This is a genomic window from Lentzea guizhouensis, assembly GCF_001701025.1.
Lineage (GTDB): Bacteria > Actinomycetota > Actinomycetes > Mycobacteriales > Pseudonocardiaceae > Lentzea > Lentzea guizhouensis.
Map to the genome: position 1 here is coordinate 6934730 of NZ_CP016793.1, position 24949 is coordinate 6959678.

Here is a 24949-nt window from a genome sequence, read left to right on the forward strand (position 1 = left end):
GTTTTCTCGGAGAGGACTGTTGTGATGAAACGATTACTGACGCTGTTGAGCGTGCTGCTCGTCGGCTTGTCGGTGCTCACGGCTCCTTCGGTCGCGCAGCCCGCCGCCGGGTTCCACGTCAGCGGCGGGAGGTTGTACGACGCGACCGGCGCGGAGTTCGTGATGCGCGGGGTCAACCACGCGCACACCTGGTACACCTCACGCACAACGCAGGCGCTGACCGACCTGAAAGCGTTGCGCTCCAACACCGTGCGCGTCGTGTTGTCCAGTGGCGACCGGTGGACCCGCAACGACGCTGCTGACGTCGCGAACGTCATCAGCCAGTGCAAGCGCAACCGGCTGATCTGCGTGCTGGAGGTGCACGACACCACTGGCTACGGCGAGCAGAGCGGTGCCGTGAGCCTGGCCCGCGCGGTCGACTACTGGATCAGCGTGCAGAGCGCGATGACCGGCCAGGAGGCCTACGTCATCCTCAACATCGGCAACGAGCCGTGGGGCAACACCGGCGCGTCGGCCTGGACCGCCGACACGAAGTCCGCGATCAGCCGCCTGCGCGCGGCCGGGTTCAGCCACACGATCATGGTGGACGCCCCGAACTGGGGCCAGGACTGGTCGTTCACCATGCGCGACAACGCGGCCTCGGTGTTCGCCGCCGACCCGCAGCGCAACACCGTGTTCTCCGTGCACATGTACGGCGTGTTCGACACGGCGGCCGAGATCACCGACTACCTGGGCCGGTTCGTCGCGGCGGGACTGCCGATCGTGGTGGGGGAGTTCGGCCACAACCACTCCGACGGCGACCCGGACGAGAACACGATCTTCTCCTACACGCAGGCGCAGCGGCTGGGTTACCTCGGCTGGTCGTGGAGCGGCAACGGCGGCGGTGTCGAGTACCTGGACATGGCCACCGAGTTCGACGCGTCCCGGTTGACCAGCTGGGGGCAGCGGATCTTCGACGGTGCCAACGGGATCGTGGCGACCTCGCGCGAGGCGGCGGTGTTCGGCGGCGGCTCGGACACCACGGCTCCCACGACGCCCGGGACGCCTGTCGTGTCCGGTGTGACGGGCACGGGCGCGTCGCTGGCGTGGACGGCGTCGACCGACGCGGTCGGGGTGACCTCGTACCAGGTCGTGCGGATCTCCGGCGGGGCGGAGTCGGCGCTGACCAGTGTCGCCAGTGCTTCGGCTGCTCTGACGAACCTCAGCCCGTCCACCTCGTACACGGTGGCGGTGTACGCGTTGGACGCGGCGGGGAACCGTTCCGGGCGATCGCCGTCGGTCACGTTCACCACCGGTAGCGCGCCTGCTGGGGCGTGCGCGGTCACGTACCGGGTCACCGGGCAGTGGCAGGGCGGGTTCCAGGGCGACGTGAAGGTGCAGAACACCGGCACGGCGGCCGTGAACGGCTGGGCGTTGCGCTGGACGTTCGCGAACGGCCAGACGGTGACGCAGATGTGGAACGCCACGCCGAGCCAGTCCGGTGCGGCGGTGACCGCGTCGAACGTGGCCTACAACGCGGCGATCCCCGCCGGTGGGTCGGTGTCCTTCGGGTTCACCGGTGCGTGGAACAGCACCAACGCGGTGCCGGGCGCGTTCACGTTGAACGGCGCGGCCTGCTCGTCGGTGTGAGGTCGTGGTGCCGGGCGCTGCTCAGGCGCCCGGCACCAGCTCCTTGTGGAAGACGAGGAAGTCGCACGGGCAGGCCAGCTTCGGCACCAGCGCGGGGTAGTCGTCGGCCAGGTCGCCCGTGCGCACGACCCGGTAGCCGATGCGGGTGTACCAGTCGCGCAGGAACTCCTTGACGGGGTGCTTCCACGTCTGCGGGACGAGGAGCTCCAGCTGCATGTGGGACAGGTCGTTGTCGCGCGCCCACTGTTCGGCGAAGGCGACGAGATCGCGACCGACGCCCGTGCCGCGTGCTTCCGGTGCGGCGACGAGCATGCCGAACTCGCCGGTGGTGTCGTTCAGCTGCTGGACGCGAACGGCGCCGATGACCTTGTTCCGGTGCTCGACTGCGATCTGGCCGGCCTTGATGAGGGTCTTCACCTCGGCCTCGGAGGTCCTGGCGGCGCCGTCCTTCCAGAGCCCGGCCTCGGCGTCGGCGTAGACGCGGTTGGTGAGGCCGGCGATCTCGGCGGCCAGGCCGGTGTCGCTCGTGATGGTCACCACGGCGACGGCTGGTTCGTCTCGGCGAGCTTCTTGGCGTGCTGCAGCACACCGAGCTCGCGCAGCATCCGGTCGCGCTGGGCGGTGTCGTGGGCGACGTGCGAGGCGTGCAGCGCCTTGCGCAGCCGGGACGTCCGGAAGGGCGTCCACCGGCTCGCGATGGCGAGCTTGGCGGCCCGCAGCGCGGCACGGTCACGGGTGCGGGCCAGCGCGTCGCGGTGGTCGTCGCCGAGGCCGAGGAGTGAAAGGCACCGTTCGCGCAGCTCGCGGCCGACGCGCGCCCAGGTGGTGGTCTTGTGCCGGGTGGCGCGGATCTCGATGCCGAGCGCGAGGTGCAGCATCACCAGCCCCAGCACGGGTCCGAGCAGCACGCGGGCGGTGCCGGCGACCGGGCCGGACAGGCTGAGTGCGGCGAACGCGGCGAAGGCGGTGAGCGCCCAGGCGACGAGCCGGGCCGGACCGGGCCTGCCGTCGCGGCGGACGCCTCCGCGCATGGCCCAGCCGCAGGCGACGAGGGCGGCCTCCATGACGGAGAAGAGGGCGACGCGCTCCCAGGTGTCGGTGATGCCGAGGCGTTGCTCGAAGAAGCGCCACGACGTGTCGACGCTGACGCCGATGCTGAGGAGGGCGACGAGGTAGAAGCCCTTGGCACCGGCGGGTTCGGTGGTGGCGGGGGAGTGGCCGGGTCCGGGATCGGGTTCGGCGGGTGCGAACGTGTCGGCGAGGGCCGCGGCTTCCGCCTCTTCCAGCTTCGCGATCAGCTCCGGCGTCAACGGGATGTGGCCGCTGGTGTCGGTGATCCCGTTGCGGGCGCGCCAGTCGTTCACGATCGGCGCGGCGTACGACCTGGCCGGCACCTGCTGGCCCTTCTTGCTGAGCCAGCGGCGGACGTCCTCCACCGAGCTGCCGCGCGGCATGTGGTCCAGCGCGTAGAGGATCTGCTCCTTCTTGGTCCTGAGCCGGTCCAACTCGGCCTCGTGGTCGGTGGCGAGGCCGACCTCGTCCGTGCTCACTGGGGATCTCCGTCCGTTGCGCGATGTGCAGGGGGCACGCGACGCGGGAACCCTACCCGGCTACGGGGCGTGAACATCATCAGGTTTTCGCGTTGACACTGTCATCGTGACAGTGTCACTATCTTCGTGTGTGGACGCTCGACGAGTTGCTGGAACGTGTCTCCGCCGCCTTGGCCGCGGAGTACCCCGGCGCACCCAACGGCCGGGTGCGCGACGTGCCCGACCGCCGCGCCGTCCGCTGGTACGCGACGACGGGGCTGGTGGACCGGCCCTCGGCGATGCGCGGCCGAACGGCTTTGTACGAGCGGCGCCACCTGCTCCAGCTGGTGGCGCTGAAGAGACTGCAGGCGGAGGGGAGGACGCTGGCCGACATCCAGGCCGAGCTCGCGGGCGCGACCGATCAGGCGCTGGCGGCGCTGGCCCGTGTGCCGGAGGGGCTGCTGGACCTGGGGGACCCGGTGCCGGAACCTGCTCCGGCGCGGGAGGCGGTGCGGCCGCGCTTCTGGGCCGAACCCGCTGCTCCACCCGAGCCTGGAGTTCCACCTGCACCCCGCCCGCCGCCCCACCCGCCTCGCGCACCACGGCCGGCTCGGCAGCGCCGGCTGTCCCGCCCGTGCCCACCGTTCCGCCAACGCCACCGCCCGCCCGCACCGCCGTCCGCCGCCCGCCCGGCCACGCTGCTCACCGGCGTCGCGCTCGGCCACGGCGCCGTCCTCCTCACCCCCGGCTCGCCCACCGCCACCGACCTCGCCGACATCGCGGCCGCCGCCGCCCCGCTGCTCGACCTGCTCGCCGCGCGCGGCCTGCTCGTCAACGAAAGGGAAACGCCATGACCATCTCCGTCGCCCCGATGAAGCCCGCCGAGGGGGACCGCATCGGCCGGACGACCGAGGACGCGGGTGTCGGTGCGCTGCGCACCGAGCGGGGCAACCTGCCGCTGGAGAGCCTGGACGTGCGGGCGACCGTCACCGGGCTGGTCGGCCGGACCACCGTGACGGCCGGGTTCGTGAACACGCACGACACCGCTCTTGAAGCCACCTATGTGTTCCCGTTGCCCGACCGGGCCGCTGTCACCGGCATGAAGATGACCGCCGGTGATCGCACGGTCGAGGCCGAGCTGCAGGAACGCGGGCAGGCGCGGCAGGCCTACGACGAGGCGATCGCGTCGGGGCGAAGAGCGTCCATCGTGGAGGAAGAACGGCCGGACGTGTTCACCATGCGGGTCGGCAACATCCCGGCCGGCGAGCACATCACCGTCGAGCTGAGCGTGGTGGGGCCGCTGGTGTTCGAGGACGGGGCGGCGACGTTCCGGTTCCCGCTCGTGGTGGCGCCGCGGTACGTGCCGGGGACACCGCTCGAGGGGCCGGCGGTCGGGGACGGGTACGCGCAGGACACCGACCTCGTGCCGGACGCCTCGCGGATCACGCCGCCGGTGTTGCTGCCCGGTTTCCCGAACCCCGTGCGGCTCGGCATCACCGTGCGGGTCGACCCGGCCGGGCTGGAGCTCGGTGAGGTGCGGTCGAGCCTGCACGCCGTGACGACCGAGGGCAACTCGGTGTCGGTCGTGCCGGGAGAGCGGGTGGACCGCGACTTCGTGCTGCGCCTCGCCTACGCGGGCGGCAGTTCCGCGGTCGTGTGCGTGCCCGACGCCGACTCCAAGGGCGGCACCTTCCAGCTCACGGTGCTGCCGCCGGAGACCGAGGCGCCGGTGCGGCCGCGGGACGTGGTGCTGCTGCTCGACCGGTCCGGCAGCATGTCGGGCTGGAAGATGGTCGCGGCCCGGCGGGCGGCGGCCAGGATCGTGGACACGCTGACCGCGGACGACAGGTTCGCCGTGCTGACCTTCGACGACCGGGTGGAGCACCCCGCCGAGCTCGGCACCGGGCTCGTCACGGGCACCGACCGCCACCGGTTCCGCGCGGTCGAGCACCTGGCGAAGGTGCAGGCGCGCGGTGGAACGGAGATGTTCGAACCGTTGCGCAGCGGGCTGGCGCTGCTCGCCGACGTGACCGGCGACCGCGACCCGGTGCTGGTCATGGTCACCGACGGGCAGGTCGGCAACGAGGACCAGCTGCTGCGCGACATCGCACCGGTCCTCAACCGCACACGGGTGCACGCCGTCGGCATCGACTCGGCCGTCAACGCGGGTTTCCTCGGCCGGCTGGCCGCGCGCGGTGCCGGCCGGTGCGAGCTCGTCGAGAGCGAGGACCGGCTGGACGAGGCGATGACGCACATCCAGCGCCGCATCGGCGCCCCTGTGGTCACCGACGTCGAGGTGACGCCGTCGTCCGACCTGCCGAAGCCGCCGACCGCGATCTACCCCGGCGTGCCGCTGGTGGTGTTCGGCCGGTACAGCGGGCCGGCGCCGGAGTCGTTCACCGTGCGCGGCCGGACCCGCGAGGGTGCCGCGTGGGAGGAGACGGTCGCGGTGCTGGAGCACACCGAGTCCGCGGTCACGGCGCAGTGGGCCCGCGCCGCGCTGCGTGACCTGGAGGACCGGTACGCGATCGGCGACCGCGCGGTGGAGGCCGACATCGTGCGGACCTCGCTGCGGTTCGGCGTGCTGTGCCGGTTCACCGCGTTCGTGGCCGTCGACCAGGAGGTCGTGACCGACGGCAAGGTGCACAGGGTGGTCCAACCGGTCGAGTACCCGGCGGGCTGGGACCTGGCGGCGCCGCCGAAGCCGCTGATGGCCCGTGGATACGGAGGAGCGGCCGGAGCGATGAGCTTCGCCGCCCCCGCCTTCCCGGTGGCCGGCGCGCCGATGCCCTCGATGCCGCCGCCCGCACCGGCGCCCGTGCCTCCGCCGCACCCGGTGCACCGATGCCGTCGCCCGCGTCCGGTGCACCAGTGCCACCGCCCGTGTCCGGTGCTCCGGTGCCGCCCGCACCCGTACCGCCGGGCTCGGCGGGACGCACCCGAGGCCGGTCGCGGATCTCGGCGACGCTCGACGGCATCGCACGGTCGGCGCCCAAGCCCCCGGCGGACGACACGACCGAGCTGCGCGAGATCGCCGCACTGGAGGTCCAGCGCCTGGAACAGGACGCGGGACGCCCGGAGTGGGAGCGCCGCGACCTGCTCGCCGACCTGGCGAGCCGGATCACCACGCTCGTCGCCGGCAGGCGGGGAGCGGCGTACGAACCGTTGCACCGCCTGCTCGACGAGCTCGCCGCGGGCGGCGACGTGGACCACCTGTGGTCGCGCGCCCTGCAGCTGTTGCGGGAGTTCGGACAGGGCGCCCAGGAACGACGCCGCTCGTTTTGGCGCTGATCGGCGCTAGCCCGCTCACCGCACCCGCCGCGACGCTGGTGCGGTGAGCGCGTTCGGACACTGGACCACCGCCGAGGGCCTGCCCGCGTTCTCCTACCGGGCGGGCCCCCGGCCGTGGAACCCGATCATCGACCCACCCACGACCCGGCACGTCGTGCACCTCGGCAACCGCCGCATCACCCTGGTCGCCGACAGCGACGGGCGCACCGGCGTGTGGGACGAACACCTCGGCTGCCGGTGGCTCGCCGAACGGACCGGCGTCGGCCGGTTCGGCGAGCTGGCGACGGATGCGGCTCCGGTGAAGCTGTTCGGCCCGACGTTCTGCCGGACGACGGTGGCGGACGCGGAGGTGGAGCTGCGACGCACGGTCCTGTGCCCGGAGGGTGAGGTGCCGTGGGTGCTGGTGGGGATCGAGGTGACCAACCGGGGCGACGAGGTCGTGCGGCGCGCGCTGAGCGAGGAGTGGGAGGTGCGGCCGCGGCTGGTGGACCTGGAGTTCGGGCCGGCGCGGGACACCGCGGTGCCGGACCCGCCGGTGGTGGTGCTGGAGGAGTGCGGCGGCGACCGCGTGGCGACCACGGCCGGGGTGCTGCGGGTGGAGGTCGCGCTGGAGGTGCCGCCGGGAGCGACGCGGACGACGTGGTTCCGCTTCGGCCTCGACATCGTCGACCAGATCGACCCCTCCGCTCTCCACTCCGCCAGCCTGACCGCCCTGCGCACCCGCCTCCCGGCCGCTGACGTCGCCCGCGCCCCCGAAGCGGCCATCGAGATCCCCTGGCACACCGCCCTCCTCACCGGCGCCGCCTGCACCGACGGCGTACTCGGCGGCCACACCCTCGACCAGGGCTCCGCCTACTCCTTCCGCCACGGCTTCAACGGCGCCGCCAGGGACCCGTTGCAGCACGCGCTCCCGCTCGTGCACCTCGAACCCGACCTCGCGCTCTCGGTCCTGCGCAACACCTGCGCCTGGGGCAGCCCCGACGGCGACCTGCCCTACGCCCTCGACGGCCGCAAACAGCCGTGGACACAGCTCTTCCGCCCTTCCGACAGCAACCTCTGGGCCCTCTGGCTCGCCGCCGAGTACGCCGCCGCGACCGGCGACCTCGAGGCGTTCACCAGACCGGCGCCCTACCACCCGGCCCACCGGACCGACCCGGTGCCGCTGCGGGAACACCTGCGGCGGCAGTTCCGGTTCTTCACGGACGTGATCGGCCTGGGCGAGAACGGACACGTCCGCATCCTCAACGCCGACTGGAACGACCTCGCCGTCAAGGAGTCCGGCGTGGACCGCGACCTGATGGTCGAACGCGGCGAGTCCGTGCTCAACTCCGCCATGGCCGCCTGGGTCCTCCCGCTCTACGCCGGCCTCGCCGCCGACCTCGACGACGAGGACACCGCCCAGGAAGCCCGGCAGCTCGCCGCCGACCTCAGACGACGGGTCGCCGGCGAGTGGAACGGCCGGTGGTTCCGCCGCGCGCACGCCCCCGGCGGCCACCCGGTCGGGGAGAACGACCTGTGGCTCGAGGTCCAGCCGTGGGCGATCTTGTGCGGCGCGGCCACCGACGAGCAGGCACGTGCGTTGCTGGCCACGATCGACGAGACGTGCCGCGCGGGCTCACCGCTCGGCGCGCGGCACCGGTGGCCCGGCGACGGGCAGGTGTGGTTCGCGGTCACCATGACCCTGGTCTGGGCCGCCTCCCGCTACGACCAGGACCTCGCGTGGGACGAGTGGCGGCGCATGACCCTGCACGCGCACACGGCCGCCTACCCGGACATCTGGTCGGGCACGCTGTCCGGCCCCGACTGCTACCTCCCGCCCGGCAGCGACCGGCCCGGCGAGACGTGGGCGTTGCCGGGCAACGGGGTCGCGATGCAGGCCTACCCGGTCGCCAACCTGCACAGCCACTCCCAGCCGCTGCTCGCGTACCTGCGGCTGCGCGGCATCGACCCGTCGAGGACCGAGGTGACCTGACGCCTCACCCGCGCAGATAGCGGGTCATCATCCCGACGAGCTCGTTCTCGAACCTCTCCACCGTGGTGCCCTGCGGGAACGCCATCAGCCGGTGCGTGTTCACCTCCACCGTGAACACGATCAGCTCGGCCGCCGTGTCGAGGTCCGCGACGCGGACGTCCGGGTGACGGGCGAACAGGTCGCGGACCTGGGCGACGCGGTGCTCGCCGTGCCGGGCGACGGCCTCGGCCAGCTCGGGTGAGTGCTGGGCCTCCTGGATCATGATCCGCAGCAGCCGCGGGTCCTCGTCGTGGTTGTCGATCGCGTCACGGACCAGCGCCCGCACGGTGGTCTCCAGGCTGCCCGGTGCGAGGTCGAGGTGGTCCGCTTGGTGCCAGGCGCCGCGGTCGACGTGCCGCACCAGCAGTGCGGCCAGCACCGCGTCCTTGTTCGGGAAGTACTGGTACAGCGAGCCGATCGAGACGCGGGCGTGCTCGGCGATGCGGTTGGTGGTGCCGGCGGCGTACCCGTGCTCGGCGAAAACGTGAGCAGCCGCGGTGAGGATGCGGTCGCGGGTGAGCTCGGCGCGGACCTGCCGAGGCGTGCGACGTGGGGCGAGGCGGTGGTCGGGTGACGGCACGGCGGTCCTTCCAAAAGCGAGTACCCAAGAGCTGAGCAAAGACTCACAATAGTGTCATGAGCTGGGAAAACAAACCCTTCATGATCAACAACACGCATCGGCTGGCCACCGTGGAGGAGGTGGAGGCCGTGGTCGGGCGGCCCGCGTCGATGATCATGTTGAAGGAGCTCGGCGCGCTCGACGAGGGGTGTCTGCGGGTGTTGGAGCACAGCCCGGTCGCGGGGTTCGGGTTCCGGGACGCGGACGGGGTCAGCCGGACGACGTTCGTCGGCGGCAGGGCGGGGTTCGCACGGGTGCGGTCGGCGCGGCGGATCTCCTTCCGGCTCGGCGAACCCGGTTCGGCGGCCGGGCCGGCGTCGCTGGTCTTCCTGCTGCCGGGAGTGGGGGAGACGTTGCGGGTCAACGGGTCCGCGACCGGCAGCGGTGAGGTCGTGTTCGACGTCGAGCAGGTGTACGTGCACTGCGCGCAGGCCGTGCTGAGGTCCGGGCTGTGGCAGGGGCCCGCTTTGGCCACACCCGGCACCGGCGGCTCGCGTGCCGTGCTCGGCGACAACGGCTCAACGGCCACGCCTGGCGACGGCGGCTCAACGGCCGTGCGTAGCGAGGACGGTTCGCCCGGCGCGCCCGAGGTCACCGACGGCCCGCTCGCCGCGCCCGGCGTGGCCGGCTTCCTCGCCACCGCACCGTTCCTGGCACTGTCCACCTGGGACTCACAAGGGGGCGGCGACACCAGTCCGCGCGGCGAGTCCGGCCCCGTCGCGCGCGTCCTGGACGGCCGCACGCTCGTGATCGCGGACCGCAAGGGCAACAAGCGCGCCGACACCCTGCACAACCTCCTGGCCGACGACCGCGTCTCGTTCGCCGCGCTCGTCCCGGGGCGCAACGGCGTGCTGCACGTCCGCGGCCGGGCCACCATCACCGTGGATCCCGTTGTGCTGGAACCGTTGTCGCTGCGCGGGGTGCCACCGCCGCACTGCTGACCGAACGAGGTCGCGCCGGTGCGCCGACCGGCGTGCCGGACCTGATGGCGATCGCGAGCAGGCACCTCGCCGCGAACACCGCGAGCCGCCCGCGCCGGCTGCTGCTCAAGGCCGCCGGTCTCGTCCCCGCCGGGTGGCTGCGGGCGGTGATGGACCTGGCCTACCGCTCCGGCCTGCGCCAGGAGGGGTACGAGGTCGCCCCGGCGCGCCCGGCCGAGGCGGCGCCGGACCCGTTGCGCGAGGTCCGGGTCGTCGAGGTGCGCAGGGAGACGGCGAGCGCGGTCACGGTCGTGCTGGAGGACGGCAGGCCGTTCGACTTCCGGCCGGGCCAGTTCTTCACGCTGGTCGCCGACATCGGCGGCGTCCAGGTGCGCAGGCCCTACTCGGCGTCGTCCGTGCCGGGGTCGGCGCGGCTGGAGCTGACGGTGAAGCACGCCGAGGGCGGCCAGTTCTCCTCGCACGTCCACCGCGACCTGGCCGTCGGCGACCGGCTGTTCGTGCGCGGCCCGTCCGGGGCCTTCCACGCCACGCCGGGTCATGAGGCGGTGCTGGTCGCGGCCGGCAGCGGCATCACGCCGGTGATGAGCATGATCCGCACCGCGCTGGCCGATCCGGCGGGGCACCGGATCGCCCTGCTGCACTGCGACCGGACCGCCGAGGACACGATCTTCGGCGCCGAGCTCGCCGAGCTGGCGCGCCGGCATCCCGGCCGGTTCTCCGTCACGCACGTGCTGACCTCCCGCGACGGCCGGCTCGACGTCGCCGGGGTGCGGAGGTGGGTCACCGGGCTGGCGCCGGCGCCCGGCGCGCGGTTCTACCTGTGCGGCCCGGAGGCGTTCATGGACACGGTGCGCCAGGCCCTCGACGTCCCGGCCGATCACGTGCACCTGGAGCGCTACACCAGCGGACCCGCCGCGGCCCGCACGTCGGCCACGCCGCAGCGCATGGTCGTCGAGGGCCTCGGCACCGCGGTCGTCGAACCCGGTCAGACGCTGCTCGACGCCGCGCTCGCGGCCGGTCTGCCGATGCCGTACTCGTGCACGGTCGGCAGCTGTGGCGAGTGCGTGGTGACACTCCTCCAGGGCGAGGTGTCGCAGCAGCGACCGAACTGCCTGAACGATCAGCAGGGGGCGGAGGGCCGCATCCTGACCTGCATCAGCGCGCCGCTGACGGACGTGACGCTCAGCGCCGGGACGTGACGGGGAGCTTCAGGCCGACTCCGTGCACGGCACGACCGCCCACACCGCCTTGCCCGTCGTGCGCGGTGTCACGCCCCACTTCTCCGACAGCTGGTCCACCAGCACCAGGCCGCGGCCCCGCACCGAGTCGGGCGAGGACGGACGGAGCTTCGGCAGAGTGGGCGAGGCGTCCTCCACCATGACCGTCACCCCGTCCGGCCGGCCGGTGCCGGCCAGCTCCAGCCTGGCGGGGAAGCGGCCGTGGTCGTAGACGTTCGAGACGAGCTCCGTCACGACCAGCTGGACGTCCATGAGGTCGTCCTCGTGCAGCTCGGGAAGTGCGGACCGGGCCCAACGGCGGACTTCAGCGATGTCGGCGACATCACTGTTCAGCTCCAGCACGTGCGGGGTATCAGGAGGGTCGCCGCCGATGACCAAGGGGTGCCTCTCTGTGTCTCATGTTGCGCAGGGTGGACGTACCTCCGGGACGCGCTCGCTAAACGCGGCAACCACCTGAGTGTTCCGGCGCGCCCACGGCTAGTGTCTGCTGGGTCGTGAACCGCCTGAGGAGGCATGAGTGACTGCAGACGCAGGGCACGCCCAGCGCTTGACCGAGCTGTTGCGGACCAACGCCGACCCCCTGATCGCCAGGTGGGTGGACGCGGTGGCTGCCCTGCTGCGAGGACGGTCGACCAAGGCCGAGCTGGAGACCGACTTCCGCGAGTTCTTCACGGCGCTGCTGCCGCTCGTGGGCAACGACGGCCGGGACGTCAACGGGCCGGAGCTCGCCGAGATCCGGGCGCAGCTGGAGGAGTACTCGCGGTCCAGGGTGCGCGCGGGCTTCACGCCCACGGAGACCGCGTCGAGCGTGTTCTCCCTCAAGCGCGAGGTCTTCGCCCTCACCGAGAACGACGACGACCCGCGGTTGTTCCGGCAGGTCGTGGAGTTCTCCGGGTTGCTCGACGCGCTCGGGCTGCTGACCTTCGAGTCGTACGCGCGGGTGCGCGAGGAGATCATCCGCGAGCAGTCCGAGCAGCTGCTCGAGCTGACCACGCCGGTCGTGAAGATCTGGGAGGGCGTGCTGGCGGTGCCGCTGGTGGGCACGCTGGACTCCGCGCGCACCCAGGTCGTGATGGAGAAGCTGCTCGAGATGCTGGTGGAGACCGGGTCCGAGCACGCGATCATCGACATCACCGGTGTGTTCGCCGTCGACACCCAGGTCGCGCAGCACCTGCTCAAGACCGTGGTCGCCGCCCGGCTGATGGGCGCGGAGTGCATCGTGTCGGGCATCCGCCCGCAGATCGCGCAGACGATCGTGGCGCTGGGCATCGAGTTCGGCGACATCGTGACCAAGGCCTCGCTGGCCGACGCCCTGCGGCACGCGCTGCGCCGCGACGGCGTGGACGTCGTGCGCCGCGAGGTCCGCTGATGGAGCGCGTTCCCATCCTGAAGATCGGCGGCGTGCTGCTGGTCTCCATCCAGATCGACCTGCAGGACCAGAGCGTGCTCGCGCTGCAGGAGGACCTGGCGGAGAAGATCAGCGCGACCGGTGCCCACGGCGTGGTCATCGACATCTCCGCGGTCGAGATCGTCGACTCGTTCATCGGGCGGATGTTCGCCACGATCGCGTCGATCTCCCGGCTGTTCGACGCCGACACCGTCGTGGTCGGCATGCGCCCGGCCGTCGCGATCACGCTGGTGGAGCTGGGCCTCACGCTGGGCGGGGTGCGCACCGCGCTCGACCTCGAGCGCGGCATGAAGATCCTGGACGAGCTCGGCCGGCAGCGCCGTGGTGTGCCCGGGCACTCCGACGAGCTCGCGCGGGACGCCTGATGCAGCCCCGGTCCGGAGGGCCGGAAGAGGTCGCCATCAGCGGTGACGACGACGTGGTGCGCGTGCGTCAGCTCGTGCGCACCTATGCACAGCAGACAAAGCTTTCACTGGTCGACCAGACCAAGCTGGTCACGGCGGCCAGCGAGCTCGCGCGCAACACGCTCATCTACGGCGGCGGTGGCTTCGCCAGGGTCGAGGAGGTGAGCGACGGCCGCAGGGCCGGCGTGCGCGCGTCGTTCCACGACGAGGGACCCGGCATCCCGGACCTCACGCTCGCCCTGGCCGACGGCTGGAGCAGCGGCAGCGGTCTCGGCCTCGGACTGAGCGGCGCCAAGCGGCTGGTCGACCAGTTCGACCTCGACACCGAGGTCGGCCGCGGCACGGTCGTGACGGTGGTCAAGTGGAAGAGATGACCACGGCGACGTGCCTGCCGCTGGTGCGCGACGAGGCCTGGCTGCCGGTCGAGGAGACCGCCCACGTCGGGAGGGCCAGGCGGACGGCCACGGCGCTGGCCGAACGGCTGGGCTTCGGTGCGACCCGCACGGCCGAGGTGGGGCTCGCGGTCACCGAGATCGGGTCCAACCTGCACAAGCACGCCCGGCAAGGCGTCGTGGTGGTCCGCTCGGTGCGCGGCGAGCGGGACGCGGCCGTGGAGGTCGTGGCGATCGACCGCGGGCCCGGCATCGGCGACCTGGCGCTGGCGTGGCAGGACGGGCAGTCCACCACCGGCACGCTCGGCGTCGGCCTCGGCGCGGTCGCGAGGCTCGCCACCAGCTGCGCGATGACCTCACGGCTCGGCATGGGCACCGCGCTCGCCGCCCGGTTCGCCCCCACCACCGACTGGGCACCCGAGTGGGGTGAGGAGAGCGCGGCCGGGGTCACGAGACCTTTCAACGGCGAGGACGTGTGCGGCGACGCCTACGCGGTGTGCCGGCGCGGGGACCGGCTGGTCCTGATGATGTGCGACGGCTCCGGGCACGGGCCGCTGGCGGCGGCCGCGTCCGACACGGCGGTGCGCGTCTTCCACGACCTGCCCGCCCTGCCGGCCGAAGAGGTGGTCAAGCGCCTGCACGCGGCACTGCGCGGCACCCGCGGTGGCGCGGTGGCGGTCGCCGACGTCGACCTCGTCGCGCGCACGGTGCGGTTCTGCGGGCTGGGCAACATCGGTGCGGCCGTGGTCACCGGCGACCGCAAGCAGGGCATGATCTCGGTGCCCGGCGTGGCCGGGCACCAGGCCCGCACGATCAGGGCGTTCGACTACGCGCTGCCGGACCGGGCCGTGGTCGTGTTGCACTCCGACGGCCTGACCGAGCGCTGGGGGCCCGACCACGGCAGCGACCTCGTGGTCGACCCACCGGTCCTGATCGCCGCGACCCTCTTGCGCGAGGCCGGCGTGCGCAAGGACGACGCGTGCGTACTCGTGGCCAGACCGACATGACCACGACCGAGCTGCTGCGCCTGGTGGTCGGCGACGAGCGGGACGTGTTCCCGCTCCGTCAGCGCGGCCGCGAGGTCGCGGCCGCCGTCGGGCTCGACGGGCAGAACCAGATCCGGATGGCGACGGCGCTGAGCGACGTCGGCAGGGAGCTGGTGCGCCAGGGGGTGGGCACGACCGCGGTCTTCCGGCTGCGCCGCGGGCCGGGCGCGGCGCTGCTGGTGGAGCTGACCTGGCCGGCGGGCGCGGTGACGGGCTCCGGCCCCGGCTGGGACACCGCCCGCAGGTTGATGGACGAGCTGCTGGTCACCGCCACCGGCGTGACGCTCCTGAAGAACGTGCACCACGCCGTCAGCGTCGACGAGGACCTGCTGCGCGGCCTGCGCGAGAGCACCGGCACCAGCGCACTGGACGAGCTGCGCGCGCAGAACCAGGAGCTGCTGGACACGCTCGAGAACCTGGAGACCAAAGGCAAGGAGCTCGAGCGGCTCAACGCGGAGCTGGAGGAGACCAACCGCGGCGTCGTGGCGCTGTACCAGGAGCTGTCCGACGAGCTGGAGCAGACCAACCAGGGCGTGGTCGCCCTCTACGCCGAGCTCGACGCGAAGTCGGCCGAGCTGCGGGACGCGGCCGCCGCGCGCATCCGGTTCTGGTCCAACATCAGCCACGAGCTGCGCGCGCCGATCAACTCCGTCGTCGGCCTGACCCGGCTGCTCAACGCACCCGGCGGCGACCCGATGACCGACGACCAGCGCCACCACGTCGACCTGATCAACGAGTCGGCGGCGACGTTGCTGGCGCTCGTCAACGAGCTGCTCGACACCGCCAAGGCCGAGTCGGGCAGCCTGCAGCCGCGGATGGCGCCGGTCGCGCTCGACTACGTGCTCACCCAGCTGCGCTCGGCGGTCCGGCCGATGCTGCGCTCCGGCGACGTGGAGCTGGTCGTGGACCCCGTGGAGGAGCTGCCGCCGCTGGTCACCGACGAGACGATGCTCGTGCGGATCCTGCGCAACGTGCTGTCGAACGCGGTCAAGTTCACCGCGCGCGGTGAGATCCGCTTCACCGCCGAGGCGGGACCAGGACCCGACGAGATCCGGTTCGCCGTCACCGACACCGGCATCGGCATCCCGCCCGACGAGCAGCCCAAGGTGTTCGAGGAGTTCTACCAGGTGCCGAACGCCTTGCAAGCCGGTGCGAGCGGCACCGGCCTGGGCCTGTCCTACGCGCGCAAGCTCGCCGAGATCCTCGATGGAACCCTGACCTTGAGCAGCACTCCCGGCGTCGGCACCGAGGTGGTGCTGACCCTGCCGACCGCCGCGGACGAGCTCGTGCAGCCCGCTCCCGTCGCGTGCGCGCTGATCGCGGACGGCGACGAGGAGGGCCGCCGGCAGCTGCGGGACGCGCTGGCGGGCCTCGCGACCGAGGTCGTCGAGACCGCGGACGGCCGCTCCGCGCTGAACCTCGCCAAGAGCAGGCAGCCGGACCTCGTGCTGGTGAACGCGAGCGCCCCGCTGATGAGCGGCAGCGCGGTGCTGTCGGTGCTGCGGCTGGACCCGGAGCTCCGGAACGTGCCGGTCGTGATCGTGGCCGGCGACGACCCCGGCGGGCTCGCCCGCAGCGTGCACGGCCTCGGCGCGGCGATGCTGCACGAGGCCAGGATCTCCCCGGAAACGGTCGGCAGGGCGGTCAGGGACGCCCAGCTCACCGCGCGCAGAACGGAACGCCGATGAACCCGACAGCGATGGGCGGTGGACCGGCCAGGGTCCTCGTGGTCGACGACCTGGAAGCGAGCCGGTTCATCGCGTGCAGCTGGTTGCGCCGCAGCGGCCACACCGTCGTACCCCGGTGAGCTGCTGGCGAACGTCGAGGCGGCGCTGCGCTACCACCGGGCCCGCGCGCTGGCCGAGCACCTCGCCGCCCGGCTCACCCGGCTGACCACGGCCACGTTCGCGATCAACGCGGCGATGACGTTCGACGCGCTGGCCGAGGCGCCGCGATCGTGCGGAGGTGCTCGACGGTGCGGCCGTGCTCAGCGCCCGTCCGGTGCGCTCTGCACCGCGGCGGGCGCGATCAGCCGGACACCCGGCCCCGGCCCGCCGGCGTCGAGCAGTGGATGGCGGCGGTCAGTCCCGGCGTCGGGGTCGGCGTCACGGTGGTGGAGGCGCAAACGGTGCCGTGGCAACGGGATCCGGTGGTCATCGCGCTGGCACGGACCAAGCCGCGCCGGCCGCCGATCTGCATCGCGGTCGCACCGGAGTCCGCCGCGGACGACGACGACCAGAACCTGCTGCGGCAGCTCGCGCAGGCGACCGCGCTGGCGGCGGAAGGCCTGCACACGTTCGCCGAGGAGCACTCGCTCGCGCTCACCCTGCAGCGCAGCCTGTTGCCCCGCACCCTGCCGCACCACCCGGAGCTGCCGATGACGGCCAGGTACGTGCCGGCGTCGAGCAACGCCGAGATCGGCGGCGACTTCTACGACGTGATCGAGCTGGACGGCCGGATGCTGATCGCGATCGGCGACGTGTGCGGCCACTCGATCCAGGCGGCGACGGTGATGGCCGAGGTGCGGCACACGTTCCGCGCCTACGCCGTCGAGGGCCACCGGTCGGCCGAGATCCTGCGCCGGGTCGACACCCTGCTGGAGCGCTTCCACCCGTCCGGCGGTCTCACCACGATGTGCCTGCTGGAGGTCGACCTGGCGGCGGGCACGATGTCCGTCGCGAACGCCGGGCACGTGCCACCGCTCATCATCGACGCCTCCGGCGCCGCGTACGCGAACGTGAAGGGACCGTTGCTGGGCATCAACCTGGCGCGACCGGAGGCCACCGAGCTGCCGTTGCCGCGCGACACCACCGTGCTGCTGACGACCGACGGCCTCGTCGAACGCCCCGGCGTGGACCTGGACGAGGGCATGGAGAAGCTGCGCGCCGCCGTGTCGCACACCGCCGACATGGACGAGCTCGCCGACCGCCTGCTGGCCGAGCTGGGCCAGGGCAAGCAGGACGACATCGCCCTGCTGCTGTTGCGGAGGCTGCCGTGACCGCCCTCGTCCTGGACCTGGCCGTGCAGCGGGGCATGGCGATGTCGGCGTTGCGGCGCGACCTCACCACCGCCCTGCACGAGCTCGGCGAGGACCACCTGTACGACGTGCAGCTTGTGGTGACCGAGCTCGTCACCAACGTCCTGGACCACACGCCCGGCAGCGGCCGGCTGCGGATCCTGCACCACGTCGACCCCTGCGCGGTGACCATCGAGGTGGACGACGAGTCGCCGGTCGAGCCGGTGTACGGCCGCTCCCGCCTGGGTGAGCACCGCGGCCGGGGCATCGTGGTGGTGGACAAGCTCTCGCGCGACTGGGGCTGCCGGTCGCGCGACGGCAGCGGCAAGACCGTGTTCGCGCTGGTGGACTGCAGCGGGGGCTGACCGGTCACCGGTCCGTTCTCAGGACTCAGGGCCGGTTCTGGTTCCGGGTGACGTGGTCCAGGCCGGAGAGGTCGAGAATGCGTGCCGGTGCGCTGCCGGTGCGGGCCGTCAGAGTCAGGTCGCGTCCGCGTTCGTGCGCGCTCGCCTTGGCGTGCAACAACAACGCGACGCCGGAGCTGCTCAGGTAGGCCAGGCCGGTGAGGTCGAGCTCGACGGGGCGGTCGTCGGCGGTGTCGACCCGTGCGAGCAACGGGGCGCGGAGGTCCTCGACGGTGGCGATGTCGAGGTCGCCGGTGAGGAAGATCCGCTGGACGCGGTCGTCGGTGTCGTCGGTCAGGCCGGACGTGGGCGCCGGTGCCGCCGGGGGTGCCGCCGGTGCCGGCTCCGGTGTGGTGGCCGGTCCCCGCTCCTGTTCGGCGGGGACGTGGAAGCGGATCGTCGTGCCCTCGTCGCCCGCCTCGAGGTCGACGTCGTCGCTGAGCATGCGGATCATCGCGAGCCCGCGTCCGCGGTAGCCCTTGTCCTCCGGCTGAGGGCGCCAGCGGCCCTGGTCGGCCACCGTGACCCGCACCCCGCGGCCGGTGGACTCCAGTGCCGTGTCGAACGCCCCTTCACCGGCCGGGTAGGCGTGGTCGACGACGTTCGCGGCCGCCTCGCCGATCGCCAGTTCGAGGTCGTAGACGGCGTCCTCGGAGAGCCCGGCGGTCTCGGCCCAGCTGGTGGCCTGTCGGCGCAGCGCGGCCAGCTTCCGCGCGTCGGCGGGCACGTGCAGGTGCAGCGGGGCGGGCAGGTGCCGGGCGACGACGAGGGCGACGTCGTCGGACTGGCCGTCCGCCAGCACCGCGTCGATGATCCGCTGCACCAGTGCCGCCGGAGCGAGGCCGGCCGCGGCACCCACCGCGGTGGTGAGCCGGCGGATGCCTTCGTCGAGCACCTCGCCGCGGCGTTCGACCAGCCCGTCGGTGTAGAGCACGACCGTCGCACCCGGCGCAGCGCGGTGTGCTGCGGGGCGGGCGCGGCCCGACGCCGAGCACCGCGCCGAGCTTCTCGGCGAGCGGCCTCGCCCCGGTGCCGTCCACGACGACGGGTGGCGGGTGGCCGGCCGAGGCCCAGCACAGCTCGCCGGCCTGCCAGTCGAAGACGATGCACGCACAGGTGCTGCCCGCCGCGCCGTTCACGCGGGTCGCGAAGACGTCCAGGCGCCGCAACGACTCCGCGGGGGAGTGGCCGTCGAGCAGGTACCCGGTCAGCGCGCTGCGCAGCTGGCCCATGACCGCGGCGGCGGCCGGTCCCTTGCCGACGACGTCGCCCACCGTCAGGCCGACGCGGGTCTCGCCGAGCGGCACGACCTCGTACCAGTCGCCGCCGATCTGGGTGTGCCGGGTGGCCGGCAGGTACCTGGCCGCGGTCGCGAGCCGGGGGAGCAGCGGGAGCTCGCGTGGCAGCAGGCTCTCCTGCAGCGCCGCGGCGATCGCGTGTTCGCGCTGCAGCAGCAGTTCACGGGCGGCCTCGGCGCGCTGGCGTTCGGTGACGTCCCTGCCGATGGCCTGCAGTCCCGTCGGCGTGGACTGGATGCTCAGCTCCAGCGCGACCGTGCTGCCGTCGGCGTGGCGCATCGTGACCACCTCGGAGCCGGCGAGGTCTCCCGGCAGCCCGTCCACGAGCAGGTCGGTGATCGCGGTGCCGAGCAGCTCGTCAGCGCCGTAGCCGAGCAGGTGGCTCGTCGCCGGGTTGACCGAGACGAACCGCATCTCCAGGTCCAGCAACCAGATCGCGTCGGTCGCGCGTTCCACGAGCCGCCGGTGCCGCTGCTCGCTGTCGCGCAACGCCCGGTCGGCGTGCGTGCGTTGCATCGACTCCCAGCAGCGGTTCACCACGACCGACACCAGGTCGATCTCCTCGCGCGTCCAGTGCCGCACGCTCGCCTGGTGCACGGCCATCGCCGCCACGAACCGCCCGCCGCGCAACAACGGCAGGCAGATCACCGCGCGGATCCCGGTCACCCGGTAGGCGGCCAGGTCGCCGGGACCGAGTCGCGGGTCGTTGAGCGCGTCGTCCACCACCCACGGCTCACCGGCGCGCATCGCCACCAGCGCACCCTCGCCGAACTCCCGCATCGCGAACCGGCCGGGCAACGGCGGCAACCCGGTGGCGTGGTCGCCGCTCATGACGAAGTGGTTCTCGTCGGCCTCCGTGCGCGCGTACGCGCACCGGTCGACACCCATGTGCTCGCCGAGCATCCTGGTCGCGAGCGCCATCAGGTCCTCGGCGTCGTCGAGCCGTTGCGACTCGCGGTCGAGCTCCTCCAGGAACTGCTGCCGCTGCGCCGCCGCCTGCGGAGCCGTCACGTCGATGAGCACACCGCTGCGCAGCGCACCTCGCACCCGCGTCTTCTCCAGCAACCACACGAGCCCGCCCTCGGCCGTGCGCACCCGGTAGACCGACTCGTAGTCGCCGGCCGAGCCCCACCGCCGCTCCACGCTCTGCGTGCGGTCATCGGGATGGGTGATCTCCACCCAGAACCCGGGGTCCTCGCTCCAGGCCCGCGCCGGGTGGCCGAGCAACCGCTCGACCGTGCCCGACACGTAGGTGACCGTGCGGTTTTGCGCGTCCCCCTGCCAGACGGCCACGGGCAGGTCGTCCACCAGTGCGGCCAGTCGAGGTTCCGGATCAGTCATCGGGCGCAGCCTCCACGTCGCGGCGCTCCTTCGTCTGCTCGAATCCTCGACGCCGAATGCTTGACGTCCTCTGCACGCATCGTACGGCGCTGGGTGGCCAGGCGAAGACTCAACTGCCACAATCACTTCAGTGTTGTCTGAAATTGATGTTCCTGGACACTGACCCGGTGAGCACGAACGGCGTCGAGCTCGAAGAGAGCGACCTGGAAGCCCGCTGGGCGCACGCCTGGCGCCCGGACGAGGTCGCCAGGCGGCTCGCCGGTGTGCGCACACCCTGGTACGTCGCGGCGGGGTGGGCGCTGGACCTGTTCCGCGGCGTCGAGTCGCGTCCGCACAGCGACCTGGAGATCGCGGTGCCCGCCGCCGGGTTCGCGGAGGTCCGCGACCGGTTCCCCGGCTTCGTGTTCGACGTGGCGCACTCGGGGCGGGTGTGGTTCGAGGCGGACGACGCCGTGCTCACCCTGACGCACCAGACGTGGCTGCGTGATCCGGTCGCGGGTGAGTGGCGGTGTGACGTCTTCCGGGAGCCGCACGACGGTGACACGTGGATCTGCCGGCGTGACGAGGACCTGCGGCTGCCCTATGCCGAGATCGTCGAACGCACGGCCGACGGGATTCCTCACCTCCTGCCGGAGCTGGTGTTGCTGTTCAAGGCGAAGGCGATGCGGCCGAAGGACGTCCAGGACTTCGCCGGCGTGCTGCCGTTGCTGGGGCCGGACCGGCGGCGCAGGCTCGGCGGGTGGCTGGAGCGGGTGCATCCGGGCCATCCGTGGCTGGCCGCCGTGCGAGCCTGACCACGCGGCCGGCGCGGGTGGACGTGGAAGATGCGGTGCCATGTCTTCCGTTGAGGTGCGCGGCCGTGTCGTCCTGTTGAACGGCCCGTCGAGCTCCGGCAAGTCGAGCATCGCCCAGGCCATGCTGCCGCTGCTGGCCGACCCGTGGTTCCACGTGCCGGTCGACGCGGTGAGCGGCATGCGTTCGACCGTCCACCGCCGCTCGCTGTCCGCCGCGGAGACCGCGGAGATGCTGCGCCGCACCAGACTCGGCTACCACCGCGTGGTCGCCGCACTGGCCGGTGCCGGCAACGACGTGGTCGTGGACTACCCGCTGAGCGAGCCGTGGCGGCTGGCCGACCTGCTCGACGTGCTGGTGGGTTTCGACGTGACGCTGGTCGACGTCCGGTGCTCGGTGGAGGAGCTGGTCCGGCGCGAACGGGCCCGCGGTGACCGTCCGGAGGGCTTGGCCGTGGCGCAGACCGGTGTGTACGCGCACGGTGACAACGACCTCGTCGTGGACACCACGCACCGCTCCGCCGCCGAGTGCGCCCGTGAGGTGGTGGACCGGTTGGCGGCGGTCCACCACCCCAAGGCGTTCGACCGCCTGCGTTCAGCTCGGCCGCACCGCCGGCACTGACGCCAGCGGCACGTGGTGCTGTCCCGCGTGGACGTCCCGGTCCCGCAACCCGCCCTGTGCCACCGGCCGCGGGAACGAGATCTTCACGACGTTCAGCGACGGGATCCGGAAGAGCTGCACGTCGTCCGCCCGCACCTCGTACAGCGCGGCGACGACGTCTTCGGTGACGAGCTCCGCGGCGAGTGCGTAGCCGGTCTCGTCGCGCATGAAGAGCTCCATCGTCACCCAGAACGGTCCTGCGTTCTTCGACCTGACCTCCAGCGCGAGGTCGCCGAGCGTGGGCTGCGGCGTGGACTGCTCAGTCATGCGACGGTGCCTTCCGGTGGGTGGTGCGGAACATCTCGGTGGGGGTGCGGGTGTCGACGACGTGGTGCAGGACGAACTCGTAGACCGGGCCGCGTTCGGTCTCGGCGGGGGAGGTGGCGAAGGCGAGGCTGGGCAGGTAGGCCATGTCCGGGGTGGGCAGGTGCAGCATCAGGGGGTTGGCGACCTTGGCGACGGCGGTCGCGAGCTGCTGGGTGGCGGCGCGGACCAGGAGCATGACGCCGATCTCGCGTGGGGGGCGGGTGGCCGGGTCCAGGCCCTGCAGCACGGCGTCGTGGCCGTAGCGGCGCAGGTCGAAGGAGTAGTCGGTGTCGTCGAGGCCGAGGGTCTGGGCGACGCGGTCGGTGAAGACCTTGACGAACAGGTCGGTCCACTCGTCGATGTGGGCGAGGATGTGCTCGTCGCGGATGGCGGTGAACGACATCGTCTCGTAGCCGGTGATGCGGGCGCCTTCCAGCTTGACGGTGTGCTGGTCGGCCTCGATGAACCGCGAGCCCTCGACGCGGACGCGGCGGTCGTCGAGCGCGGTGTAGGTGGCGTCGGTGACGTCGAGCCAGCCGGCCGGTTCGCGCATGCGGAACGGGTTGACCGTTTCGTAGAGCATGTGCGCGGCGACGGAGATCGGGGTGCAGGCGGCGTCGGGGTCGAGGGGTTCGACGGTGAAGCCGGTGTGGTCGATCGTGGCGAGCACGCCGCCGGTGCGGGGGTTGGTGGTGCACTGGCCGCCGCATTCGACGATCTTGGCCGCGTGCCAGGTCGGGCCGGCGGGCATGCCCTGCAGCAACGGGAACGCGGCGGCGACGGCGGTGTCGGTGGCGCGGCCGGCGAGGACGACGTCGGCGCCGGCGCGCAGGGCCTCCTCGACGGGTTCGTGACCCATCATGCCGACGACGTGGGTGCAACTGTCCACTGTGGCCTCGTCGAGGGGGCCGGTCGGTGCGAGCGGGTGCACGGCTCCCTCGCGCAGGCGGGTCTTGACGAAGTCGGCGGGTTGTTCGCTGAGGATCGTGGCCACGGAGAGGTCGAGCTGTTCCTCGGACAGGATGTCCTCGACGATCTCGGCGACCCAGGCGACGCCGGAGTCGGTGCCGCTGGTGCCGCACGAGCCGACGATCAGCGGGATGCGGGCCTGGGCGGCGGCGCGCAGCAGGATCCGCAGGTCGCGGGCGACGGCCGCGGCGGTCGTCTTGGCGGTGCCCGACCCCAGGTAGTGCGGGCCCGAGTCGGTCGAGCCGGCGTCGACGGAGATGACGTCGGCGCCGAGCGCGATGCCGCGGTCCACTGTGGACTGGGTGAAACCGGCGCCGAGCATGCCGGTGGGGGACAGGACGCGGACGGCTCCGGTGGGAGCGCTCATGTGTTTCCTTCCGGGGTTGTTCACAGCGAGACCGAGTGGCGGCGGCCGAGCACGGCCACGCGGGCGATCACGGCCGTGGCGAGTGCGGTGACCAGGGCGATGTCGAGGAGCATGTACCGCCAGCCGGTGAGGTCGACCATGGCGCCGACGACGCCGGGGCCGATGAACCCGCCGACCGCCCAGCTCACCGTGTACAGCCCGGTGTAGACGCCGATCACCCTGGCCGAGGGCGCGAGGTTCCACAGCACGACGGCGGCGTTGATCAGGAACCCGGACGCGCCGGCGGCGGCGACGCAGAAGGCGATGACGGTGGTGGTGGGTGCCGGCACGAGCGCGCCGAGTGCGAGCGAGACGCCGAAGACGACCATGCCGGTGGTCATCGTGCGGATGCGCCCGATGCGTTCGGCGAGCAGTGCGGCGGGGTAGGCGGCGACCAGGAACGCGATGCCGCTGGGGAACGTGAGCGAGCCCGCCTCGCCGCGCGACAGGCCGAGGGTCTCCATGCCGTACGGGGTGAACAGCGCCCGCGAGGAGAACCAGGCCGACGCGAACAGCAGCACCGCGGTGACGACGAGGAGCCGGCTGCGGTCGGGGTCGCCGACGATGTCCTTGGCCAGGTCGCGCAGCCGGCCCGCGGGTTCCTCGGTGGCGTCCTCGGCGAGGGCGAGCCGGTAGCCGCGCGAGCGGTTGTCGCGCACCCGCCAGACCAGGACCGCGGTGCACCCGAGCATCAGCAGGGCGGGCACGGTGAACGCGAGCTTCGGGTGGTCGTCCACCAGCAGCGCGCTGATGAGCGCGGACACGATGACGGTGAGGCCGGAGGCGATCTTGACGGCGGCGTTGGCCCTGCCGCGGCGTTCGGGTTCGATGAAGTCGGGCAGGAGTGCCTGGGCGATCGGCTTGAAGCTGTTGCCCACCAACGAGTACACGAAGATGGCCGCGATCAGCGCCGGCAGCGTGGACGCCAGTGGGATGAGCGTGAACAGCAGTGCGGCGAGCGGCATGCCCACCGCGAGGTAGGGGATGCGGCGGCCCCAGCGGGTGCGGGTGTTGTCCGACCGGTTGGCGATCCAGGGCTGGACGAAGATGCCGAGCAGGTTGTCCATGCCCATCACCAGGCCGACGACCGCCGTGCTCGTGATGTGTTCCCGCAGCAGCGGCGGCACCTGCGCGTCGTAGAAGTCCCACGTCGCCTCTTGGGCGAACACGGCGAGCGCGACGAAGAACGTGATCCGCCTGGCGGTCCGCCGGTCCGCCGGCGCTGCGAGTGATGGCACGGAAGCCTCCG

24 protein-coding genes and 2 pseudogenes are annotated in these 24949 nt (G+C 72.4%); 16 read left to right on the forward strand and 10 right to left on the reverse strand.

The genetic code is table 11. The annotated features are described in order from the left end of the window. The first annotated feature begins 24 nt into the window (after nucleotides 1-24). A complete protein-coding gene (locus tag BBK82_RS33585) occupies nucleotides 25-1629 on the forward strand; it encodes a cellulase family glycosylhydrolase (protein ID WP_065918572.1) in 1605 nt (534 codons plus the stop codon). Nucleotides 1630-1650: 21 nt separating this feature from the next. Here the strand turns inward: BBK82_RS33585 and BBK82_RS33590 are convergent, their stop codons facing one another. Together BBK82_RS33590 and BBK82_RS33595 are read right to left on the reverse strand one after the other, a co-directional pair. Next, a complete protein-coding gene (locus BBK82_RS33590; protein ID WP_237047709.1) occupies nucleotides 1651-2166 on the reverse strand; it encodes a GNAT family N-acetyltransferase in 516 nt (171 codons plus the stop codon). After that, nucleotides 2163-3179: a hypothetical protein gene (locus tag BBK82_RS33595; RefSeq protein WP_065918574.1), complete on the reverse strand. Its 1017-nt coding sequence runs from the start codon at nucleotides 3177-3179 to the stop codon at nucleotides 2163-2165. Before BBK82_RS33595 ends, BBK82_RS33590 begins: the two co-directional genes overlap by 4 nt. A 128-nt stretch (nucleotides 3180-3307) precedes the next feature. On the opposite strand from BBK82_RS33595, the gene BBK82_RS33600 reads away from it, so the two are divergent. From BBK82_RS33600 to BBK82_RS56030, 3 genes are read left to right on the forward strand one after another with little or no spacing between them, the layout of a single operon-like run. Next, nucleotides 3308-4012 carry a MerR family transcriptional regulator gene (locus tag BBK82_RS33600; protein WP_065918575.1) on the forward strand — a complete coding sequence of 235 codons (705 nt, stop codon included), beginning with the start codon at nucleotides 3308-3310 and terminating at the stop codon, nucleotides 4010-4012. Continuing rightward, the gene (locus tag BBK82_RS33605) at nucleotides 4009-6459 is read left to right on the forward strand and encodes a VIT domain-containing protein (protein ID WP_065918576.1); all 2451 of its coding nucleotides are present in this window, start codon (nucleotides 4009-4011) and stop codon (nucleotides 6457-6459) included. Before BBK82_RS33600 ends, BBK82_RS33605 begins: the two co-directional genes overlap by 4 nt. Before the next feature lie 33 nt (nucleotides 6460-6492). After that, nucleotides 6493-8421: a GH36-type glycosyl hydrolase domain-containing protein gene (locus tag BBK82_RS56030; protein ID WP_065918577.1), complete on the forward strand. Its 1929-nt coding sequence runs from the start codon at nucleotides 6493-6495 to the stop codon at nucleotides 8419-8421. A 4-nt stretch (nucleotides 8422-8425) separates the two neighbouring features. Here the strand turns inward: BBK82_RS56030 and BBK82_RS33615 are convergent, their stop codons facing one another. After that, complete coding sequence (locus BBK82_RS33615; protein WP_065918578.1) at nucleotides 8426-9040, reverse strand: TetR/AcrR family transcriptional regulator; 615 nt, start codon at nucleotides 9038-9040, stop codon at nucleotides 8426-8428. A gap of 56 nt (nucleotides 9041-9096) precedes the next feature. Between BBK82_RS33615 and BBK82_RS54785 the strand changes: the two genes are divergently transcribed. Further along, nucleotides 9097-10020, forward strand: a complete 924-nt coding sequence (locus BBK82_RS54785) for a pyridoxamine 5'-phosphate oxidase family protein (RefSeq protein WP_237047710.1) — start codon at nucleotides 9097-9099, stop codon at nucleotides 10018-10020. Between the two features lie 32 nt (nucleotides 10021-10052). Continuing rightward, complete coding sequence (locus tag BBK82_RS54790) at nucleotides 10053-11219, forward strand: ferredoxin--NADP reductase (RefSeq protein ID WP_237047711.1); 1167 nt, start codon at nucleotides 10053-10055, stop codon at nucleotides 11217-11219. A gap of 9 nt (nucleotides 11220-11228) precedes the next feature. Here BBK82_RS54790 and BBK82_RS33625 read toward each other — a convergent pair whose 3' ends face one another. Then, nucleotides 11229-11600, reverse strand: a complete 372-nt coding sequence (locus BBK82_RS33625) for an ATP-binding protein (protein ID WP_170068008.1) — start codon at nucleotides 11598-11600, stop codon at nucleotides 11229-11231. Between the two features lie 175 nt (nucleotides 11601-11775). On the opposite strand from BBK82_RS33625, the gene BBK82_RS33630 reads away from it, so the two are divergent. From BBK82_RS33630 to BBK82_RS33660, 8 genes are all read left to right on the forward strand, one after another. Next, the gene (locus tag BBK82_RS33630) at nucleotides 11776-12627 is read left to right on the forward strand and encodes an STAS domain-containing protein (protein WP_218920408.1); all 852 of its coding nucleotides are present in this window, start codon (nucleotides 11776-11778) and stop codon (nucleotides 12625-12627) included. Next, nucleotides 12627-13031: an STAS domain-containing protein gene (locus BBK82_RS33635; RefSeq protein WP_065918581.1), complete on the forward strand. Its 405-nt coding sequence runs from the start codon at nucleotides 12627-12629 to the stop codon at nucleotides 13029-13031. Before BBK82_RS33630 ends, BBK82_RS33635 begins: the two co-directional genes overlap by 1 nt. Then, nucleotides 13031-13444 carry an ATP-binding protein gene (locus tag BBK82_RS33640; protein ID WP_065918582.1) on the forward strand — a complete coding sequence of 138 codons (414 nt, stop codon included), beginning with the start codon at nucleotides 13031-13033 and terminating at the stop codon, nucleotides 13442-13444. Before BBK82_RS33635 ends, BBK82_RS33640 begins: the two co-directional genes overlap by 1 nt. Continuing rightward, nucleotides 13441-14469 (forward strand): ATP-binding SpoIIE family protein phosphatase, encoded by a 1029-nt coding sequence (locus BBK82_RS33645; protein WP_065918583.1) that lies wholly within the window; start codon nucleotides 13441-13443, stop codon nucleotides 14467-14469. The genes BBK82_RS33640 and BBK82_RS33645 overlap by 4 nt, the downstream gene beginning before the upstream one ends. Then, on the forward strand, nucleotides 14442-16196 hold the full coding sequence (locus BBK82_RS33650; protein WP_237047712.1) for an ATP-binding protein: 1755 nt from the start codon (nucleotides 14442-14444) through the stop codon (nucleotides 16194-16196). Before BBK82_RS33645 ends, BBK82_RS33650 begins: the two co-directional genes overlap by 28 nt. Next, nucleotides 16193-16315 (forward strand): hypothetical protein, encoded by a 123-nt coding sequence (locus BBK82_RS55885; RefSeq protein WP_257785399.1) that lies wholly within the window; start codon nucleotides 16193-16195, stop codon nucleotides 16313-16315. Before BBK82_RS33650 ends, BBK82_RS55885 begins: the two co-directional genes overlap by 4 nt. 264 nt (nucleotides 16316-16579) lie before the next feature. Then, a complete protein-coding gene (locus BBK82_RS33655) occupies nucleotides 16580-17506 on the forward strand; it encodes a PP2C family protein-serine/threonine phosphatase (RefSeq protein WP_065918585.1) in 927 nt (308 codons plus the stop codon). Then, nucleotides 17503-17889 (forward strand): ATP-binding protein, encoded by a 387-nt coding sequence (locus tag BBK82_RS33660; RefSeq protein ID WP_083268316.1) that lies wholly within the window; start codon nucleotides 17503-17505, stop codon nucleotides 17887-17889. Before BBK82_RS33655 ends, BBK82_RS33660 begins: the two co-directional genes overlap by 4 nt. A gap of 25 nt (nucleotides 17890-17914) precedes the next feature. On the opposite strand, the gene BBK82_RS54795 is transcribed toward BBK82_RS33660, so the two are convergent. The 3 genes and pseudogenes from BBK82_RS54795 to BBK82_RS54800 all read right to left on the reverse strand — a co-directional run. Next, entirely contained in the window at nucleotides 17915-18655 is a 741-nt protein-coding gene (locus tag BBK82_RS54795) for an ATP-binding protein (RefSeq protein ID WP_237047713.1), read from the reverse strand. An 84-nt stretch (nucleotides 18656-18739) separates the two neighbouring features. Next, nucleotides 18740-19042 (reverse strand): annotated as a pseudogene (locus tag BBK82_RS56460) (hypothetical protein); the annotation flags it as partial. Continuing rightward, nucleotides 18954-20567: pseudogene (locus tag BBK82_RS54800) on the reverse strand (SpoIIE family protein phosphatase); the annotation flags it as partial. The pseudogenes BBK82_RS56460 and BBK82_RS54800, both read right to left, overlap by 89 nt. 146 nt (nucleotides 20568-20713) lie before the next feature. On the opposite strand from BBK82_RS54800, the gene BBK82_RS33670 reads away from it, so the two are divergent. Together BBK82_RS33670 and BBK82_RS33675 are read left to right on the forward strand one after the other, a co-directional pair. Beyond that, complete coding sequence (locus BBK82_RS33670; RefSeq protein WP_065918586.1) at nucleotides 20714-21361, forward strand: nucleotidyltransferase domain-containing protein; 648 nt, start codon at nucleotides 20714-20716, stop codon at nucleotides 21359-21361. Between the two features lie 40 nt (nucleotides 21362-21401). Beyond that, on the forward strand, nucleotides 21402-21980 hold the full coding sequence (locus tag BBK82_RS33675) for a chloramphenicol phosphotransferase CPT family protein (protein WP_065918587.1): 579 nt from the start codon (nucleotides 21402-21404) through the stop codon (nucleotides 21978-21980). Here the strand turns inward: BBK82_RS33675 and BBK82_RS33680 are convergent. From BBK82_RS33680 to BBK82_RS33690, 3 genes are read right to left on the reverse strand one after another with little or no spacing between them, the layout of a single operon-like run. Then, a complete protein-coding gene (locus tag BBK82_RS33680) occupies nucleotides 21954-22286 on the reverse strand; it encodes a DUF4387 domain-containing protein (RefSeq protein ID WP_065918588.1) in 333 nt (110 codons plus the stop codon). The genes BBK82_RS33675 and BBK82_RS33680 overlap by 27 nt on opposite strands. Further along, on the reverse strand, nucleotides 22279-23661 hold the full coding sequence (locus BBK82_RS33685; RefSeq protein ID WP_065918589.1) for an acyclic terpene utilization AtuA family protein: 1383 nt from the start codon (nucleotides 23659-23661) through the stop codon (nucleotides 22279-22281). Before BBK82_RS33685 ends, BBK82_RS33680 begins: the two co-directional genes overlap by 8 nt. 20 nt (nucleotides 23662-23681) lie before the next feature. Then, nucleotides 23682-24938, reverse strand: coding sequence for an MFS transporter (locus BBK82_RS33690; protein WP_065918590.1), 1257 nt, complete (start codon nucleotides 24936-24938; stop codon nucleotides 23682-23684). Nucleotides 24939-24949 lie beyond the last annotated feature (11 nt).